The following is a 19,915-nucleotide window of genomic DNA, read 5'->3' as shown; positions in this document are numbered from 1 at the left end:
CACAGAAATTCAAGTACTTTTGTGTATTTTTTCACTAAAAACTGTAGTTCTTTTAATTTTATATAAAAACATCCTGAAACAAGTCCTATTTTTTGTTTCAGGATGTTTACTTATCCGTTTTTAAAGAGTTATCTTTTCACTTTAAAACAATAGGTTGCTATGGCTAACGATAAAAAGCTCAGGCCTAGGAAGCCCCCAACTGCTGAAGATTGTTCCCCTGTTTTGGGAAATTTTTTCTTGGCAATTTTAGTCGTATTATCCGCTTTTTTAACTGTTCCTGACGAATCTTGTTTCGTTTGTATCTGTTTAGTTGCTTGGTTTCCTGCTGTGGATTCCTTTGTTTGACTAGCCTTGACAGAGGTCTTTGAATTACTTTGAGAGGCATTAGGATCTTGATTAGACTCTTCCGCGTAAATGACAGAGTTTTCGCCTTTGTTTTGGCTGTTTGCGTTTACAGTGCTTGGGGTGCTACTCTCACTTGTACTGTTGGTTGCGCTGGTCGTACTTGAAGTGTTACTTTCATTTGTATTGCTTGGTTCACTTGGCGTAATTGAAGCACTGCTTTCACTTATACTACCGCTCTCACTTGACATGCTTGGCGTGCTGCTTTCACTCGTGCTACCGCTCTCACTTGACGTGCTTGGCGTGCTGCTTTCACTCGTGCTACCGCTCTCACTTGACGTGCTTGGCGTGCTGCTTTCGCTTGTATTACTGGTTTCGCTGGTTGTGCCTGGAGTACTACTTTCGCTTGTACTACTGCTTTCACTTGTCGTGCCTGGAGTGCTGCTTTCGCTTGTACTACTGCTTTCACTTGTTGTGCCTGGAGTACTACTTTCGCTTGTACTACTGCTTTCACTTGTCGTGCCTGGAGTGCTACTTTCGCTTGTATTACTGCTCTCACTTGTTGTGCCTGGAGTACTACTTTCGCTTGTACTACTGCTTTCACTTGTTGTGCCTGGAGTGTTGCTTTCGCTTGTGTTACTAGTTGTTTCTGTTGATTTTTCAACTAACAGAAGTAACGCCGTTTTTATGGTTTGTGTTAATTGATTAATACGCTTTTGCGCATCTACGGGCGTTTTAAAGCCACCAAGTGTTGGCTCCAATAATTCTTCATCTGACCAAGCAAGCAATTTTTGTAACTGTTTAGGACTTTCTTCCCCAATTGTTGTATCTATTAAGGCTTCTTGCATGGCTTGCCAAGAATCTGTGGTATATACAGATTCGTCTAATTTGTGAACGCTCGCAAGTTCCTTTTCTGCTTCTGCACGCTCTAGCGTGATATCGGCTTTTTTGACTAATACTTTCATTGCAGATTGCAAATTACTTGTTAACTGATCCACTTGTTCTTGGGTTTTGTCCCCACTCACCTGACCTTCTGCTAACAATTGTGTCGCCTGCTGATAATAGGAAGGAACAATCGTTTTAGGCCCAATGGCAGTGAATAACTGCCAAGAGTAAACCGTATATTGGTTTGCTTCACCAATTGAAGCATAAACGGTTTGTAGTCGGGACAAATCAAGCTTTTTTACAGGGGCCTCTACCGTCACCGGTACGTTCACTGTTACCAATGAACCTGTTTCGTAAGTTAATTGAACAGTCACTTTTTGTTGGCCGATTTCATTTAAAACCTCTGGATTGACGATTTTAGCAGTTGGGACTGCTTCATCCGCATCATTTGTATTAGCAACCAGTTGCTGCGGATCGATTGATTGTCCTTGCACAATCGTTGTGGCCACAGGAGTTGCTAAAGTATTTCTAACCGGAATTGGCGTATTTTTATATTGCTCATAAAGTGTTGGTGAAATCAACGATTCCCATGTTGCTGGCATTAAGCGATAGTCCGCCTCTGTCCAATTTTCTACTAATAATTGGCCGTTTTTAAGGCCATCATCTCGAGTATTGTCTTTCACAAAACTCGTTTCTGGTCGGAAACCACCGCCACTAGCGATTAACAATTCCCGACGTCGGTTTTGCGGAATATTATGGTAGTTAACAAACTGATTGTTGATAAATACGCCATTGAACACATTGTTATTTCCCGTATGACGATTGTACTCCATTCCAATTGCATACTGATTGTCCCAATACTTCCAATCAAAAATGTTGTTAGCCACTAACCAGTTGGATAATTCTGAAATAGCTCCCTCTGCTTGCGTTTCTGCCAAACCAATCTCTGGTGTTCCATACATAATGAGACCTGTATTTCGCAAATAATTATTCATAATCGTAATATTACGACCTGATTTAAACTTAAATCCGCCAGCAGGACCATTTTGTAGCCCACGTAAATGATTCCCCACCACCGTGATATTTTGGGCACCACGGAAATAAATCGCATGATCGCCACCTAAGCCGTTTAAGTTTTCGTTGTCATAGGGTGAATAGAAAAAATTATGTTGAACAGTTACATCCTTCAACATACTATAAGAATTAACCCCTGTTGATAGATAATTTTGTTCATTAGGTACTGAAATAGCACCTGCTTCAATGGCTGCTTGCAAACGTGTAATAGTCGCTGCTAAGTCTGAACGACTGGTACTTTTAATCGCATCTAATTCCGTCACTTTTAACCCAAATAAATTGTCTACGATGTCTACATCTGACATATACTGGAAGCGACTTGGCGTTGAATAGCCACCAATATAAATCGCTCGGTTAAAATCAATTCCTGGCTGCATATGTGCTGTGTCTCGCATAAAAATATTACCTGAAATTTTAACGCCAATATCTGCATTTAAATTGACTACGAATCCTTTTAATGGATTATAAAAAATATTGTTTGCTAGGATTAATTGATTCGTTAATTTCAAAGTCACATTAATTCCATCAAAGGCAATATTTTGAAGTCGTACATTAGTTTTCGTTCCATAAGTTGTATCTGTCAGCTGAATCGGGGCACCTGTAGCATTATGTAAGATAGTGGCTCCTGTTGTATCGCCAATTAATTGATAATTTGAAGAAATCGCAATATCTTTTGACAGAGCATAACTTCCCTGTGGTAAAAATAATGCCTGTCCTTGCTTTGCTGTCTGACTCAGCAATACCTGTAACTTATCTGTTTGATCCTCCGCACTATTAGGCACCATCGCTTGTGCGCCAAAAATTGTTGCATCTGTTGCGTTAACTGGCTCAACCGCTTCGGTCACCATTGGTAGACCAGCCACTGTTAATAAACCAAATAGAAGAATGAGCATTGTTTTCTTCATGTGTTTCCCTCTTTTCATTCCGTTACTTCCAACGGCTTATTTTGTAAAAGTTGATACAGCGTAATGACACGACTGTCTTCGTATACATAAATTTTTTTAAATCTTGGATTCATATGTAAAACACTTGTTACTTTTAACAAATTTTGATTCGTGACTTCCAATTCTAAAGCTTCAACCAATTCCTTTAATCGGACGCCTGCACTATTTTCTTCACAACCTAAAATTTCTTCAATTTGTTCCATCCGTTTTTTCATCTCATCCCGCCTTTCTTTGCTCCTTCTATTATATAGAAAAATCCTTGTGAGAAACCTCAATATTTTTTAACCACCTGTTAAAAAAAGTAACAGTTCCTTTACTATCAAGGGTTAATAACCTACTATTTACGATAAAAAAAACAAAAAAAGTGCCTTTTCGATATGATTTCCAAAGAAACCCGTGCAGGATTTATTAAAAAATAGCGAGAAAACGTCAATAGATAGGTGATTAACACCTATCTATTGACGTTTTCTCTTTGTCTTTTTTTACTTTTCAAAAAAATTTTTTTACAATTTATCGGACATATGCATCAAAAAAGCCCATTTTTTTGATTTTTTATTAAAGTGACCTAGTTCTTTTTTCGTTAATTTTTACTATTTTTTGGTTCAAACGATTATATTGCTCAAACGTTAACTCACTTGAAAGTAAAAAGATCTCTGGATGCCCCGTTTCCACATCTGTCAAAGAAGTCACTAATAGTAAATCAATATTTTGCCAGTCTTCTTTGCTTGCTTCACTGTATCGTAAAACTTCCAATGCATAAAACCGACGAAAATTATTTTCAATCGAAAGTTTCACCCGTTCTTCTTCCAGTACTGGCAAGCCTGATTTTAACCCTAAAACAATTTTTTGTTCGCGATGAATTAAATCATTAGAAAGCGCCAAAACACTAGAATAACGCAAAGCCAAAAATTCTTTATTTGTAAATAATTCATTGCCTGTTTGTTCGTAAAGTTGATTTAAGCCTTTGCTTAATTCTTCTAAAAGAACCGGATATTTTTCTTTGACTTTATTCCAAAAGACATTATACATTTTCACATTTTGGACATAGTAAAGTTCGGCAAATAAATGTGTAGCAAACAAATAATAAAAAATTTGCGGACGAATTTTTTCCAATTGCGGCGTCATTTGTATTTCTTCTAATAAGAAATGTTGGACTAAATGAGTCAACATATAAACAGGCGCTTCAGTCTCATCAAAATGCGCTAAAATAGCTTGTGCAGTGGCTTCGTCTTGATAAAATTGGTCATTGGCTAACAAGAAAAAGTACACAAAAGTTAAATCGTTTTTATTAAGGAAAAGGGTTGTAGCTGTCATCTCTTCTATAAAGGCTTGGTAATGTTTATTTCCTTCTAAATAAGTTTCTTGCTCAGCTGAAGGTCGGTATTCAGCACCTTGCGCACTCCGGACTTTTGAGATAGCGACCATATACTTAACTCGGCGTAACACCGTTTCCGCAACTTCTACGTTGAAAAAAGCCATCATTTTTTGGACGGTTTGTGCGACTTCCGTTTCTTGTATATAGTCAAAAGGCCACGTATCACGGATTAAGTCCATAAAAATAGTGTAAGCAAAATGGCGCAAATACGCTTCATTGCCTTCAATTTTCCAGGTGCTTTTATTAATCACTAAACCCAATGGCGCTAAAATTTCTGTAAACCCTTTGAGTAAGCGCCGAATCGTGGCATCACTGGTATGATATTTTGCTGTCGCTGGCACAATCCCATTAAATCGACCCCAGAATAAATCTTCCATTACTTGATAAGTTAAACTATCCCGAAAAATTGCTGTATAAAGTTTCTGGAAAGCTTGGCTGGACGCCAAGTTCAAGCGATAGCCATGCCCTTTTTCAAAAGCCAAAGAAGCATCATTATCTACGGCATAGTACGTAATGTCATCTTTTAGAAGCTCTACGTATTTTTTGACTGATTTTTTGTTTAATTGTAATTCTTCTGCTAACTCATTGATGTCAATCCAGCCTTCATTAATTGGCAAGTTTCTTAAAATAATAATTTTAGAAACGACATCTGTATCGAATATATCAACATATTCATCCCATTTCACTGTTCACTCAACTGCCTCTCTTCTGTTCTATTGTACACAAAATGAGAAATCTATTCCACGAAAAAATAACAGTTGTTTCTTTTATTCTTTCGTAGATGTGGACGTTTCAGGAACAAACACGTTGAGTCCCCCAGCTTCCACCGTTACTTTAATCGGTAAATCATCGGTAGGGTCGCCATCTGTTCGTGTTTGAACTTTCTTGTCTTTTTCGCCACTAATTTTAAATTGACTTCCAGAGAAATACACGACACCAGGAATTTCATTTAATTGTCCTCTGATAATTTTAGGTAAATAATAGACAAACTTGTAAAAAACTAACTTAGGCAAAATGATAATGTGCACTTCGCCGTCATCTGGCGTGGCATTGGCATCGAAATTGGTAAAGCCGCCAGCAGAATTCGTCATGGTCATCGTTAATAATTGGGCTTTGCCATGCCAACGTCTTTCATCGCCATCAATTTTTAGTTTGTACTTTTTCTTTTTCATTAATAAGCGGAAAAATTGCTTTGTAAAGGCTAAAGGACCATATTTTTGTTTCTCCTGTTGGGTCACATTTGCTGCTGTGTCCGCTAATAGTCCAATCGTTAAGGTCGAAATCATCACATCTTGATTTACCATCCCAAAGTCAACTGGCGTGGTCTGTCCTGCCAAAATGGTCTCAAAGGCGTCTTCTTCTTTCAAAGGAATACTTAACACACGTGCAAAATTATTGACTGTTCCACCTGGAATAATCCCTATTTGATAGTCACGAATGGTGTCTTTAAAATTTTGAACGGCATGATGAATGGTCCCGTCACCACCAATGACGACCAAGACACCCACTTGATTTTCTTTGGCATTTTTCCGCATTTCTTCAGGATCAATGTCTGGATTGGAAGGTTGCAAAATAACCGCTTCCCCTTTCGCTTCTGCAGCTTTTTTAAAGCGTTCTGCAATCTCTTTACTTTCACTACTTCCTGAAGTTTCGTTGTATAAAACCATCATCTTTTTCATCATTCTATCCTCATATCTCTAACTAAATTTCTTGCACATGTAAAGTGTACAATATTTTAGCCAAAATACCTAAAGATAGCATCGAAAAACAAAGGCTGAGGCACAAGCGGTTATCTCCAAGAACCCAGTAAGTTCTGTTCAAAGGCTAAACTGCGATGAAGGCTTACATGAGAATGTCAATAAGCAGGAGCTACTTTTGTTCAGTTGATTAGCTTAAGATGGAAAAAAATAGGCCATCCGTCCTTTCGACGGATGACCCACTCTCTGTTTTTTTATGGCTTTTGCTTATTTCTTGCTCTTTTTATAAAAGAGCCAACTTGCCAAACCGACCAACAGGAGGCCGATAAAGACAAAGAAGTAATTGACTTGTGTGTTGGTTTTCGGTAAACCAAGCCAACCTGTCTCTCTAGCTGCATGTTTCGTTGTTGGCTGATTTGGTTTTGTTTTTTTGGATACAGGTTGTTTCTCGTTAACAAACGTGCCCGCATCCACGAGTTCAGGTTTGTCTTTCGCTGTTGCTGCAATAGTAAATGCGACAGCTTGCTTAGACAGTTGGTAACCATCCGGTGCTTTTGTTTCCACAAAGGTATACTTTCCTGGTTGTAAGTGGTTCACTTGAACTAACCCTTGGTTGTCAGAACGTAATGAACGAGCGACAGTTTTCCCTGTCTCTGCATCCGTCACTTTAAATTCAGCGCCTGCTAAGGCATTCTTTTGCTGGTCAATTTTCACCAGCTTGGCAGCACCTTGGTAATTAATAAAAGGTGCTTTAAGTACCACAGTGGCTGGTTTGCCTTGGTTGTCTTTCGCAATCGTAAAGCTTGCGCTTGGCGTTTCATTAAGAAGATAGCCAGTTGGCGCTTGTGTCTCCACAAAACGATACGTTCCCGGTGCTAAGTCTTTCGCAATGACTTTGCCTTGCTTGTCGGACATCAGATTGGTTTGTCCAGACACGGTTTGCCCTGCTTCATCAATGACCTTAAACACCGCACCAGCCAATGCTTCACCTGTTTCGTTTTCTTTGGTTAATTGAGCAGTTCCTTGATAATTGATAAGATCGCCTAAAGCAATTGGCTGCTCTTTTCCTAATTGGGCGGTTACATCAAATGGATGTGGCGTTGTGTCTAACAGATAGCCTGTTGGTGCTTTCGTTTCCACTAAAACGTAATGCCCTTCATTCAGCCCTTTAGCGTAAATTTCGCCAGTCTTATCCGTTGTTATTTCAGAAACTTTTTCTCCTGCACGATTCAAGAATGTTATCGGTGAACCTTGGGGCTGATTCTGCTCATCGGCGTTGTAAATTGCAAAAACTGCACCCGCTAAGGTTTGACCTTGCTCGTTGACTTTACGTCCCGTTACTTCCGCTTGATAATTTACAAACTCTAACTCATCTAGTGGTTGTTTATCATTTGAATTCTTCTTCACTACAAAATAAATGGGTTGTTTATTGACGATATAGCCATCCGTTGCATCTATTTCATCTAATTCATAGCTACCAGCGCCTAAATCGTCCATAGCCAATGAACCATCTTTTTCAGCAGTTACTTCTCTTTCAAAGATTTTTTCCCCATTTTCGATTCGATACAATTTAAAAATCGTTCCTGGAAGTGGGTTCGCATTGGCATCGATTTTCTTAAAGACAGCACATCCTTTGAAATTGGCGAAGGCCCCTAATTGGAAGATCTCCGGATCACCTTTGAAATCACCACGAATTTCTACTTTTACTAATTCAGGATAAATAATATACTCTGAGCCATCTGGTAATTTGGGTGCTTTGATTTCTTTGTAATAATAGGTACCTGGCGCCAAGTCTCTAAAGATAATTTTGCCATCTTTGCCACTCGTTGCTGTAATCCCTAATGATTGTTTATTGTGATCATATAATTCAAAAACAGCGCCTGCTAATGGTTGGTCTGCGCTATTCGTTTTCACAATTTGAAAAGCCCCTTTGTAGTTCACAAAGTTGTCACTAGCAACCACGACCGCTGGTTTACCAGCATTTTTCTCAGCAATTTCAAATGGGACTGGCGTGGTATTTAATAAATAGCCTGTTGGTGCTTTGGTTTCTACAAAGCGATATTTACCTGGGGCTAAGTGCTCTGCAACAATTTCCCCTTGATTATTTGTCGTCAAGCCTGTTTGAATCGTTTCTCCCTTCGCATCGAGCACTTTAAATGTCGCACCACTTAACAAGTGTCCCTTCACATCTTTTTTGATTAATTTAGCTGCACCTTGATAGTTAACAAAGTTAGCCGTTGCTATAACTGTTGCTGGTTTGCCCCGATCGCTTGCTGCAATCGTGAAAGTACTTGGTTCAGTGTTTAAAAGGTACCCTACTGGCGCTTTGGTTTCCACAAATTGATATTTGCCTGGGGCTAAATCCGTCACTGTGACTTTTCCGTCTGCATCCGAAACTAAGTGTTCCCGAACCACTTGTCCTGTGGCATCAAGGACCGAAAATTCAGCATCTGCCAATGGATTACCTGCTTGATCTTTTTTAATTAGCTCAGCAGACCCTTGGTAATTAAGCATTTTGACATGAACATCATGAATTTGTCCACTCGTATTTTGTGTCACGATGAATCGTTTTGGTGTAGTGTCTAAAAGATAGCCTGTCGGTGCTTCGATTTCTGTGAACTGATAAAGCCCTGGTTTTAAACTAACCACCTCTAACTGGCCATTTGCGTTGGTTCGATCCGGCGCAAGGGGAACTTCTTCCCAATGAGTAAACGGCGTGGTTACGGCATGCTCTAATTTAAAGCGTGCATTGACTAATTTTTTGCCCTTCTCATCTGTTTTTTCTAAAATTACTTTATTGACATCGTTTTTAATAATAGTTGGTTGTGCACCATCTGCTGAAGTTTCTTCATCAATAGTGATGACTTGACCTTTAGCTAATTCGTCCGAAACTGTATAGCCTTCTGGTGCTTTTGTCTCCACCAAAATGTATTGCCCTTGTGGCAACCCACCAAATGTGATAACCCCGGTGGGATCTACTGTACCTTCACGTAGGACTTGTGTTTTAGCTTGGTCCCAAATTTGGAAATGGGCGCCTGCTAAAATAGTCGTCCCATCCATGGCTGTTTTCTTCAGCTGAATTTTGCCTTTGGTCCCTGTGGCATGCCCGCCACTGTGATCGATGTCAACGACCACATCGCCATTGTCATCTCCATGAACGACTTCTGAACCATTTCCAGTAATTGACACTTGGTTGGATACCGTGTCTGTACTCCCCGCCGCTGAAGAAGTCACTAAACTACGATATTCCATATAATAAGGTGCTTCAATATGGGCCATTTTAACGACAATTTTTTGTTGTCCTGTTTCATTATCGGTGGTAACTTCCAGTGTGTAATCTTTTCCTTCTTCTAAAATAACAGATTTATCTGGCGTAATAGTTCCATCTTCTGTTACGTTGGTACCGTAAATCACCAATGACTCGGGATCTAACACTTGGTTTGGTGAGGGTGTATCAGTGATAACCACATCGTCTAAAACCGATTGGGCGCCATTGATCATTACATGCCAGTACACATGATCTGGATCATCTTTGTGGTATTCGCCACCTTTTTTCACTGATTCGCCACCATGTTGAATGGAAACTTTTCCTGTCACATCACGTGAAGAACCTTGGTTTGTATAAGATGCGGTATTGTCATAGCTAGCCGAACCTTCGATAACTTTTTCATCAACAGACGTCTTAAATTCAATCACATACGTACGACTATCATTAGGAAAGTCAACACGCCAAGTATTTTTGTTTTTCTCGCTTGGTTCTTCCATTTTGATATCCGTCAACGGTTGCGTTGGTTTCACTTTTTCAACCGAACCATCTGGCTTTGTATTGCCTTCATAGACTTTCAAGCTCCCAGCCAAATAGGTTTGATTGGCTAAAATTGGATCCGTCAAAAAGGCGTCGACTAAACGGTTATTACTTAAATTCACCGCAATCGTCCAAGTGATTTCTTTAGTGACGGCATTGTAAACACCACTTTTTTGCGCATTTAAATCAAAAGCAGGTAAAGGTTTAAACGGTTTATTATCCTCTGAGTGATGATTGTTTCCTGCTTCATCCATCCAATCAATGGCAGCGGTATTTCGGTAATGGTCCAATGCAGGATTGTTAGCATCTAACTCGGTAACATCGAAAAAGGTATTATAGGTTACGTAAAAGGCATCACTTGTTTTGGCATACGCCCCCATGAAACTTAACTTAAAGCCTGTTTCACCTTCTGCATTACGAGTTATTTCTACCATGTAATCTTTACCTAAAGTCAACTGAGCACCAGTGGTTGTATCTTTAACAACCAACGAATTGGGTACCATGGTTAAGCCAGGAACTGGTTCGTATGTGTCCGTAATCACGGCATTTTCCATCAAATAATTATTTTGATTCACAGCTAACGTCCAACCAATCGTTGAATTTTGATAATCCACTGCACCAGTGTTTTTAATAATATTTTGTTGATTGGCTGTGCCATCACCTTCTGAATGCTGACCAGTGCCGATATCCACACGATTATTCACGGCAACATCGCCTTCGACAATTCCATCAACTTTGGTTTTATAATCAATCTTGACTGCGCCAGTCACATCATGCAAAAAGTCAATCACAAAGGAGCCATCATCGTTAATTACCACTTTGTAATCTTTTCCTTCCACAAGTTCTGCGCCAACGACTTCATTTCCTTTGTCATCAAACGTCACTGAATATAAATGTAAAGAATCTGGTTCAAAAGTTAAATTATCGCCCATTGTGTCTGTAATGACTGCTTGGTCTTTTGGAATGGTTTGTTCGCCATAGTTGTAGTTAATTTCCCAAGTGAATTCTTGATTGGTTTCATCGTAATCTATATTGCGCTTGTCTAACATTTTGCCATATGTGGCGGTAACGGTTGCTTCAGCATCTAACCCATTTGGATTATTATCACTTGTTAACGTCGCGTGATTTTTAAAAGGCACATCGCCGCCGCCATCTAGAATAACCGCCTCGTCAATCGTCGTTTGGTACTCAAGACGGTACGCTTTGTTGGTGTCACCTTTAATCGTCACATTGCCATTTTTATCAACGGTATATTCATCTGGACTAAGTTCGCGACCCACTTCTTTAATTGTTCCATCAAGATTCATCACTAACTCATAGACTTTCACTGACTTAAAGGTATTCCCTGTTGGCCATGTTTCCGTCACAGTTGGATTTGTTTGATCTTTCATCGCTTGATTGATATCTACCGTCCAAGTAATCGCACTAGGATTGGGCGTTCGATCAAAATGGCCTTGTTTATCAATTTGTTGTTCGGTATCTGGGACAATCGGAATCACTACAGGCGGCAAATCTTCTTGTGTAGGAATATCAATCACCCAATCTCCTGGGCCCCGCCCATCTGAATCATTCAAATGAGTATCTAAAGAAAAGTCCCCATGAATGTCACTTTCAGACGTGATTCGCTCATTAAAGGTAAAACGAACCGTACCATCTTCACTAATTGTGTAGGTTCCATAGACATTGCCTTCTGCATCAACTAAATCACCTGAACCTGGTTTATTAGGTTTCAAATTGCCAGGTAATTGAAACTCGAAGTAATCGCCTGCTTTCATTTGTTCCCGCACATCTTCTGGAATCGACCAGTTAAAGTTCCAATGAATGGTCACATCTTCTTTATACGGCGGTGTTGCTGGTGTGCCATCAGGATTTAAATAAATCGGATCCTCAAAATTATCGATAATCGTTGTTTCATCACCTGTAAAATAGTCACTGATATCTGTTGGTCCTGCTACACGTGGTTTGACAGTTGTCGATTCAGTTGTTTTACTTTCTGTCGCTTTTGTCGTGCTGGCGACAGTTTCTTCGGACGAACGAGGAACAGAGGAGTTTGTAGATGCTTCTTCTGTTGAACCTTCATTCGCTGATGCGGCTGGCGAACTCGTGATTGCCGTTGATTCTGTCGGATCAGTACCGATATTTAACGTCAACGCTCGTTGTTGTTGTCCATAAGAAAACGTCACATCTTCTGTAGCTGTAGGGTTCAACGTTAAGACTAACGTATCTGCTAACGCTTGCTGATTCAATTCAATTTGAATCTGTTTCTTCTGGTCATCCACTTGAATCTTGCGCGTATTATTGGGCGCTGCCCAATGTGCAGCTTTGATTGACACATTGGCACTATAATGCACTACAACCTCTTGTGTTACTGGTTGTGCTTTTCCTTGAAGCGCTAAGGTCATTTCTTGTTGGCTGGTTTGCTTCACTTCTCCTAACGTTAGCTGGCCATCGCTGTTAGCCTCTTCCGCCAAAGCCATGAGTGGTGTGCCATAATTTAGAACAAGTAACAAACACATCAACCCGTAGAGCCAACGGTTTACCATTGGACCATTCTTTCTCATTTCTTTCATCCTTCCTCTACTAACGACACATAGAAGAGAACGTTCACTTCGTACCAATTTTTTATTTTAAACCAAATAAGTGAGTGCTCTTCTGTTGTCTTTCTTCCTTACTAAAACAGACAGCCAACACACCTTTTCTTTTTATCTCCTCAAAACGCACTCTTACTTCGAATGCGGATTCATTTTCTGCTTTTTCCTATAGACTCTTCTATAAGAATAAGAAGAGTATAACGAGATTTTTCAGCAAAAATTATCAACAACTTCTCCTCCAAATAGAAAAAGTTGATGAAATCCCAGAAACCCTTTTCATCTTTATGAAAACACGTCCTTATCCTTTCTTATTTTTACTATTCCTTCTTCCACTATACCGTTTTTTTTAATTTTTTTCATAAGAACTAACCAGACAAAAAAGCCTATTTGTATAAGCTATTTAAGCTAAAAAATCAACAGACTCAAATTGTCATTTTTGTTATTTAAATGTTTTATATAAATCATTTGTTTTTCTTAATAATTATTTGCTCTACCATTTTTTCTCCGCTTTTTCTTCTATTTGACACATTCAGTTTTTCTTGATTTTTAAGAATAGATACAGTAGCATAAGAACAACTAGTTCTTTCACTGACTATTGTCGAATGTCGCTTAGAAAAGAATGTTTTATCTGTATTATCTGAAAAATCAAACAAGCGTAACCAATTAGAAAGGTGGTTATTATGCATAACTTATTAACCAAACAGGAAATTCAGTTACTTTCCCTAATTGAATACTTGTATGACAGTAAAGAAAAAGTCCCCATGCAAGTACTCCGGCGAAAATATGAATTTTCCCATTACAATATCAACAATTTATTGAATCAATTAACTTTATTAATTTCTCGAGTCAATACACATGAAAATGTACATATTCGCATTATTAATAATCAACAGTCCATAGAATTAGTCGCCGATGAAAATATCCCGATTGAGTTAATGAAAGAAGCCGTGGTCCGCGGGTCATTAACCTATATGTTAGCCTTAGATTTACTTTTAAAACGTTACACCTCAGCCAAAGATTTTTGTGAAGAGCATTTCATTAACTTTTCTATTTTTAAACAAGTCAGTGACCGTTTAAACAATCATCTAGCTAGATTCAATTGTTATTTAAACTTAAAAAGACGAGAAAAAATTTGTGGTGCTGAAAAAGATTTTCGCAGTTTCTTTTACTCTCTGTTTTTCATTTCAGGAACGTCTCTCGTCCCTTTTTTATCTAAAACCAATCAAGCGCAATTGCAGAACTTCATTGAAATCATCAAAAACCGTTATCCTTACTTTACATATACAGATTTACGCAAATTAAAATTAATTATGTCCATAGGCTTACTCCGTTACCAATCTGATTTTACAATCACTGATTATCCTGAAATTGCTGCAATCAATTTAGCCTTTCCTTATTCAGAATTTCAATTATTAGTGAATGATTGTTTTATTGATGAACAAAAAGAACCCGATACTTGGCGGGCCGAAATTCGTTTCTATTATGATTTTTTCAGTACATTAACGATGTACTCGCTTGAACAAATGGGAACCATTAACTTTGCCAACTTAGCAATCATGGGAATGGATAACAGTCCCCACGTCACTTGGATTTTTGAAAAATGTACGCAATTACAGTTGGATTTAAGTGCAATAGAAGTTGTCTTTTTATTGGTTAATTTATCCAATGCCAGTGAGCGGCTCATCCATTTTCCTGTGGAAGAGGAGTTGAGTTACGAGATTGCTAATGTCTCTTTGTATGAAAAGCAATACCCAAACGTTTCACGAACAACTAACTATTTCTTAAAGCGTTTGCCTTTTGACAAAGAGCACCCACTAGATGCGTTATTTAAAGAAACCATTTTTTTAATTATTCGGAGTGTTTTATTAAACAAACAAATTCCGGTTAAAATTTTGCTTCATTCATCTATTAATCAAATACAAGAAAATTGGTTAGCAAAGGAAATCAATAATTATTGTGATGTTCCTTTGAAATTCGTCAATCATATTCAAGAAGTGCCTGACTTAGTCATTACCGACAAAAACAATCCACTTTTCCATGCCAGTAAAACCTTTTATTGGCATCCTGTTCCTTATTTAGACGAGTACTATAACCTAAAACAAGTAGTTCGCAAAATTTATTTTGCCAAATTACGTGGGGAAAATAGTTTGGAGGGAATCGGATGTTAACAGAGTTACTTGATGTACCTTATCGTAAAAGTTTTGCTCTTTTAGAAGAGTTACTCGAACGTCGTGAAGCAGAAGAACAAACATTGGCGATTTCTACTTTAGCCACCCAATTAAAAATGCAACAAACTACCATTCTACAGTCCGTGGCTTTGCTCCAAGCAGAAATTGAAAAGAACGATTGGGAAAACTTATTTTCTTTGTCGGCAAACGCCAAAGAAATCACATTTTGGTTTGCACCCTATTTCCAACTATCGTTCTTGATGCCCTACTTTGTCAAAAAAAGTTTCGCCTATCAAGTGTTGACCTATGCCTTTAATCATAATGCAATTGATAGCAAACATTTTGAAAAAGTCCTAGAAATTTCTTCATCAACCTTTACGCGAAAAATTGGACAATTAAACCAATGGCTCCAAAAATATCAGATTGAAATCAATTTAAAACGTACCAATGTGTTGGTGGGCAAAGAAAAAGATATCCGGATTTTCTTTATGATGCTTTTTTGGAACAATTACTCTGAAGGGGATTGGCCGTTGCACACGATCACTAAAAAAGAAGTCCATAGTCTCTTTCGACGTTTAAAACATTCTGTTTCCTTCAATACAACACAAGATTTTACAAAAGACTTGATTTTTTCTGCGGTGATTTTAGCGCGTTGGAAAGAGGGCTTTTTTATCAAAGAAACTTTCGTGGAGGAAGAAGCGATTGTTAATCCCTTTGTTAATCTGAATGAATTTGAATTATTTTTTAAAGAAGAAGCTTTACACCAAGTTCCAACAAAATTTATACAAAAAGAAGGCCTTTTTGCCTTTTTCTTATTGACGATTAGTGTCAGCTACGCCACACAAGATGTCTTGGAAATTCCTGCAGCACGCATGCATATGGTCCAGCTATTAGGCTCGCCCATTAAAGAGATCATTTATCAACTGACGTCTTTTTATCAAATTAAATTGACATTTCACGAGTATCTTTATCTATATACTTCTATCCAAAATTTAAGCGTCTTTTTTAAGACCTTTGTCACGATTGCCAATCCATTTGTGCAAGAAAGCTTTTTAAAAGAAGCACTTCAAAAAAACCCAAGTCTCTACAAAGATGTGAAGCGACTTACAATTGAAATGCTTCCAACATTGATGGGCAATGAAAAATTGTTAGTTGACTGCTTGTTCATTCTTTTTTGTACACTGAAAACGAAATCTTTACCACCGATTCGTGTCTTAGTACGGACCAACCAAAGTAACTTAATTTTAGATACCCTTTACGAAAAACTAAGTAAAGCCGTGGATAAAAAATTAATTTTTGTCGCTTCACCAGAAAAGCCTTTCGATGTAATTATTACAGATATCTTTTCAGAAATTAGTATCAAATCAACGGTTCCCACTTATTATGTTGATTTTTCCGCTAGCATTGGTGAACTAGCGCAAAGCTTAGAAAATTTAAATACACAAATTGTCACCAAACAAAGTCCACGCCACTTTTAAAAGTTTTCACGTGAAACATTTTAAGTGTTAAAAATAAGCAAGAGGAGGTCTGGACAGAAGTGTTTAGCTCCGAGAAATAAGAAGGAATTTCCGAAAATTGTTCTTTAATTTTTGGAGAATTTCGGCTTATTTCCGAAGGAGTTGCTTCTGTTCCCGCCGTTTATCAGTTTTTGAGCATGGAGCAAAAATCCAAAGTGATTTTTGTCCCACGCTCTTCTTGCTTATTTCCCTTAAATTACAAAAAACGTCAAAAGGTAGCAGAAAAACTGCTACCTTTTGGCGTTTTTTCGAAAATTTTCAATGTTCCACTCCAGTGATAACGAAGCGTGGAACGTTCATTTACTAACTACTCATTTTACATGACGTTGTTATTTTCTGTCACCAATTCTAGCTCTTGCAAGTAATGATCCAAAGTCGCGTGATGTTGATCGACATCGGCTAACTCTGTTTCAATTTTAGCTAAACGCGTGTTCATGCGTTGAATTTCCGTTAGTGTTTGTTGTAAAACGTTTAAAATCCGTTCATCGTTAGGCATTGAAATCACTCCTTGTCCATTTATAGTTCTGAGCCGTGTTCAATCTCTTCAATCGTTTCAAGAGACAAATCTTTGGCATCATTTTTAGCTTTGTGGAAGACCATATATAAAATGGTACAAACGATTGGGATACAGCCTGCTAAGAAGTACATTTGTTGGAATGACATAAAGTTACGTAATTCACCTAAAACGTACGGACCAACCCCTAATCCAAGGTCTAAACCGATGAAATAAGTCGATAAAGCAATCCCGATACGGTGAGGACTTGGGCTTTCTTGAAGACAAACCGCTTGGCCATTTGACATGAAGGTACCATAACCTAAGCCAATTAACCCACCTGAGACTAATAACATCCAACCAGACGTAGTCATACTTAATAAGAATAAGCCTAGTGTTAAGAAAATGTAGCTCGGATACATGACGTAGCGTTCACCTTTGACATCGAAAATCCGACCTGTCGATGGACGTGTTAAGGTAATCACGACTGCATAGACGATAAAGAAGAAAGTGCTGACGTCAACTAAATCGATTACTTTGACATAAGAAGATAAGAAAGATAAGACACTTGAATAAGCAAGACCCATTAAAAAGGCGATAAATGTAATAAATAAAACTTTCTTTTCAACAAAACTATCAAAGTTCCATTTAGATAAAGCTTCACGATGTTCAGGTGTTAACTCAATATTTTTCACTGGGAAAATGAAGCAAGCAATGGTTGTTAACAAAATTAAAATAATTGAAAAGTTAATAATGACATGGAAGTTGGAAACATTTAACAATAACATCCCAATAAATGGCCCAATGCCGGCTGCTAAACTAGTACTCAACCCATAATAATTGATCCCTTCCCCTTTTTTATTTTTAGGGATATAGGCGGTAACAATTGCGTTGGTCGCTGTCGAAACGGTTCCGTAACCAAACCCATTTAAAAAACGGACCAAATAAAGAATACCCATGCTTGGCATATACATATACGCAACAGTCGTTAAAAGATAAAACAAAGCCCCATAACGTAAGACTTGTTTGCGCCCAATCAGTTCAAGGAGTTTTCCCATGAAAAGTCGTGCAAGCAATGTCCCGATGATGTAAATTCCTGAGGCCAAACCCGCTTGACCTAAAGTAGCGTGTAAGCTATCTTGCGCAATCACCGCAATAATAACCATTAACAAATAATAAACAAGATAGACAATGAAATTAATCACTGTAATGCTGATAAAGCCTTTATTCAAAAGCTTTGTTGGTGTTTGTTCTGTCATAATTCTTTGAATTCCTCTCTCTTTTGTTCTGTTTATTTTGTGTTGCTATTTTTCAATAAAAGACCGCTATCCCCTCACTTTGATGACTTATCAAAAAATTTTCTGAAATTCATTTGCAGTTATTACTATACGAGATATCCGTTACAAAAAAATGTAAATTTGTGAATGATAAACGTTATCTACAAATAACTTCAACAAATGTTGTTGAATTTTGTTGAAAAGCCAAAATGACTAATGATTTTAATTAAAATAAGCTCTTGACTAATTGCTCAAAATTTACTTTTCATATGATACTTCCTCATACATAGAAAAAGAAAAATAGGGCATAAGTCGAAACGACTTATGCCCTATTTTTTTAAACTTTCTCTATTTTCGTCCTAAAATCCATGAAACGATGGCAACTAAAATCACTGCCCCGATAATCGATGGCACAATAGCCATCCCAGCTAAGCTTGGTCCCCATGTGCCTAAAATGGCTTGACCAATTGTTGAACCAACTAACCCTGCAATGATATTGGCAATAATGCCCATTGATGATCCTTTTTTAGTAATTGCTCCAGCGATTGCCCCAATGACACCACCGACAATTAATGCCCAAATAAAGCCCATGATTGTTTCCTCCCTTTAACTGTTTATTCTACACGTGGTTCCATATTTTCTTTGACTTGTTCTGTTCCTTTATTCACAGCTTTTTTTGCTTTTTCTGTTTGTTCAGAAGCAAATTCACCGGTACTTTTGGCAGCGCCTGTGACTTTATCTTGAACCGTTTCGCTATCTTCTTCGTATTCTTCTTTTGATTTGATATCGACTACGTTAACATTCACTTCAATCACATCTAAGTGGGTCATTTTTTTCACTTCACGGCTGATTAATTCTTTCATTTTTTCGTAAATGTCTTGAATATCTTTGCCGTATTCTACCACGATATCCATATCCACTGCGACTTGTTTTTTACCAACTTCGGTATCAATACCAGCTGTGACGTTATCTGTGTTTACTAATTTTTCAGCAATATTTGAGAAAAAGCCGCCATCGACTGTTAATAGACCATCGACATTTTCTAAGGCTAAACCGATAATTTTTTGAACGACTTTATCTTCAAATGTTAATTCACCTTTGATTGCATGATCTTCTGGTGTGTGTGGTCCGTTTCCTGCTGGTTTTGGTACATTATTGAATTTTTCGTTACTCATGGTTCATTCCTCCTAGTTTCTTCTATTATTGCTTTATTTTTAATAAAATAATAACCAATTATTGAACACGAGGTGCCGTGTTTTCTTTGACTTTTGTCTTGCCTTTAGTTACCGCATGTTTGGCTTTGTTGGTTTGTTTTGACATAAAACTACCTGTCGCTTCAGCGGCGTTGCCAAGTTTATCTTGGACTGTTTCACTTTCTTCTTGGTACTCTGCTTGTGTTTTGATATCTACTACGTTGACATTGACTTCGATTACTTCCAAGTGAGTCATTTGTTGGACTTCACGAGTAATAACCTCTTTCATTTGATCATAAATGGTCTCGATATCTTTCCCATATTCGGCTACAATGTCCATATCCACTGCGACTTGTTTTTTGCCGACCTCGGTGTGAATGCCTGTTGTAACATCTTCACTATTAATCATTTTATCTCGTAAATTCGAGAAAAAACCACCGTCCACAGTTAACAAACCGTCGACTTCTTCCAAAGCAATGCCAATAATTTTTTGGATTACTTTATCCTCAAACGTCAACTCACCTTTAACAATCGATACATTTGCATTTTCCATA

The 19,915-nt window shown here is 38.0% G+C and carries 12 protein-coding genes; 2 read left to right on the top strand and 10 right to left on the bottom strand.

What is annotated here, in order from left to right:
- Positions 1–128: 128 nt before the first annotated feature.
- From AB3I72_RS06545 to fss1, 5 genes are all read right to left on the bottom strand, one after another.
- Positions 129–3,224, bottom strand: coding sequence for a glycosyl hydrolase family 28-related protein (locus tag AB3I72_RS06545; protein WP_368023732.1), 3,096 nt, complete (start codon positions 3,222–3,224; stop codon positions 129–131).
- Complete coding sequence (locus AB3I72_RS06540; protein WP_279259458.1) at positions 3,221–3,460, bottom strand: hypothetical protein; 240 nt, start codon at positions 3,458–3,460, stop codon at positions 3,221–3,223. The genes AB3I72_RS06545 and AB3I72_RS06540 overlap by 4 nt, the downstream gene beginning before the upstream one ends.
- 340 nt (positions 3,461–3,800) lie before the next feature.
- A complete protein-coding gene (locus AB3I72_RS06535) occupies positions 3,801–5,306 on the bottom strand; it encodes a helix-turn-helix domain-containing protein (protein ID WP_368023730.1) in 1,506 nt (501 codons plus the stop codon).
- Positions 5,307–5,387: 81 nt separating this feature from the next.
- Positions 5,388–6,302, bottom strand: a complete 915-nt coding sequence (locus AB3I72_RS06530; RefSeq protein ID WP_002407569.1) for a diacylglycerol kinase family protein — start codon at positions 6,300–6,302, stop codon at positions 5,388–5,390.
- A 282-nt stretch (positions 6,303–6,584) separates the two neighbouring features.
- Positions 6,585–12,683: a fibrinogen-binding MSCRAMM adhesin Fss1 gene (fss1, locus tag AB3I72_RS06525; RefSeq protein ID WP_368023728.1), complete on the bottom strand. Its 6,099-nt coding sequence runs from the start codon at positions 12,681–12,683 to the stop codon at positions 6,585–6,587.
- A gap of 710 nt (positions 12,684–13,393) precedes the next feature.
- On the opposite strand from fss1, the gene AB3I72_RS06520 reads away from it, so the two are divergent.
- A complete protein-coding gene (locus AB3I72_RS06520) occupies positions 13,394–14,881 on the top strand; it encodes a helix-turn-helix domain-containing protein (protein WP_061100789.1) in 1,488 nt (495 codons plus the stop codon).
- Positions 14,875–16,359 (top strand): helix-turn-helix domain-containing protein, encoded by a 1,485-nt coding sequence (locus tag AB3I72_RS06515; RefSeq protein WP_061100790.1) that lies wholly within the window; start codon positions 14,875–14,877, stop codon positions 16,357–16,359. Before AB3I72_RS06520 ends, AB3I72_RS06515 begins: the two co-directional genes overlap by 7 nt.
- Before the next feature lie 355 nt (positions 16,360–16,714).
- Here AB3I72_RS06515 and AB3I72_RS06510 read toward each other — a convergent pair whose 3' ends face one another.
- The 5 genes from AB3I72_RS06510 to AB3I72_RS06490 form a co-directional block, all read right to left on the bottom strand.
- A complete protein-coding gene (locus AB3I72_RS06510) occupies positions 16,715–16,894 on the bottom strand; it encodes a hypothetical protein (RefSeq protein WP_002381345.1) in 180 nt (59 codons plus the stop codon).
- A 20-nt stretch (positions 16,895–16,914) separates the two neighbouring features.
- Positions 16,915–18,150: an MFS transporter gene (locus AB3I72_RS06505; protein ID WP_002356101.1), complete on the bottom strand. Its 1,236-nt coding sequence runs from the start codon at positions 18,148–18,150 to the stop codon at positions 16,915–16,917.
- A 366-nt stretch (positions 18,151–18,516) separates the two neighbouring features.
- The gene (locus AB3I72_RS06500) at positions 18,517–18,759 is read right to left on the bottom strand and encodes a GlsB/YeaQ/YmgE family stress response membrane protein (protein ID WP_002356092.1); all 243 of its coding nucleotides are present in this window, start codon (positions 18,757–18,759) and stop codon (positions 18,517–18,519) included.
- Between the two features lie 23 nt (positions 18,760–18,782).
- On the bottom strand, positions 18,783–19,343 hold the full coding sequence (locus tag AB3I72_RS06495; protein ID WP_002356090.1) for an Asp23/Gls24 family envelope stress response protein: 561 nt from the start codon (positions 19,341–19,343) through the stop codon (positions 18,783–18,785).
- Positions 19,344–19,401: 58 nt separating this feature from the next.
- Positions 19,402–19,914 (bottom strand): Asp23/Gls24 family envelope stress response protein, encoded by a 513-nt coding sequence (locus AB3I72_RS06490; RefSeq protein WP_002383483.1) that lies wholly within the window; start codon positions 19,912–19,914, stop codon positions 19,402–19,404.
- Position 19,915: the final 1 nt, after the last annotated feature.

Source organism: Enterococcus sp. GC34 (assembly GCF_040886645.1).
GTDB lineage: Bacteria > Bacillota > Bacilli > Lactobacillales > Enterococcaceae > Enterococcus > Enterococcus faecalis.
The sequence above is the reverse complement of the archived record's forward strand: the minus strand, read 5'-3'. Positions and strand labels throughout refer to the sequence as shown.

Bases quoted from the DNA above. Each gene is read 5' to 3' on its own strand.
- AB3I72_RS06530 (WP_002407569.1), bottom strand. From the start codon at position 6,302: ATGATGAAAAAGATGATGGTTTTATACAACGAAACTTCAGGAAGTAGT.
- fss1 (WP_368023728.1), bottom strand. From the start codon at position 12,683: ATGAGAAAGAATGGTCCAATGGTAAACCGTTGGCTCTACGGGTTGATG.
- AB3I72_RS06545 (WP_368023732.1), bottom strand. From the start codon at position 3,224: ATGAAAAGAGGGAAACACATGAAGAAAACAATGCTCATTCTTCTATTT.
- AB3I72_RS06510 (WP_002381345.1), bottom strand. From the start codon at position 16,894: ATGCCTAACGATGAACGGATTTTAAACGTTTTACAACAAACACTAACG.
- AB3I72_RS06515 (WP_061100790.1), top strand. From the start codon at position 14,875: ATGTTAACAGAGTTACTTGATGTACCTTATCGTAAAAGTTTTGCTCTT.
- AB3I72_RS06520 (WP_061100789.1), top strand. From the start codon at position 13,394: ATGCATAACTTATTAACCAAACAGGAAATTCAGTTACTTTCCCTAATT.
- AB3I72_RS06490 (WP_002383483.1), bottom strand. From the start codon at position 19,914: ATGGAAAATGCAAATGTATCGATTGTTAAAGGTGAGTTGACGTTTGAG.
- AB3I72_RS06500 (WP_002356092.1), bottom strand. From the start codon at position 18,759: ATGGGCTTTATTTGGGCATTAATTGTCGGTGGTGTCATTGGGGCAATC.
- AB3I72_RS06540 (WP_279259458.1), bottom strand. From the start codon at position 3,460: ATGAAAAAACGGATGGAACAAATTGAAGAAATTTTAGGTTGTGAAGAA.
- AB3I72_RS06505 (WP_002356101.1), bottom strand. From the start codon at position 18,150: ATGACAGAACAAACACCAACAAAGCTTTTGAATAAAGGCTTTATCAGC.
- AB3I72_RS06495 (WP_002356090.1), bottom strand. From the start codon at position 19,343: ATGAGTAACGAAAAATTCAATAATGTACCAAAACCAGCAGGAAACGGA.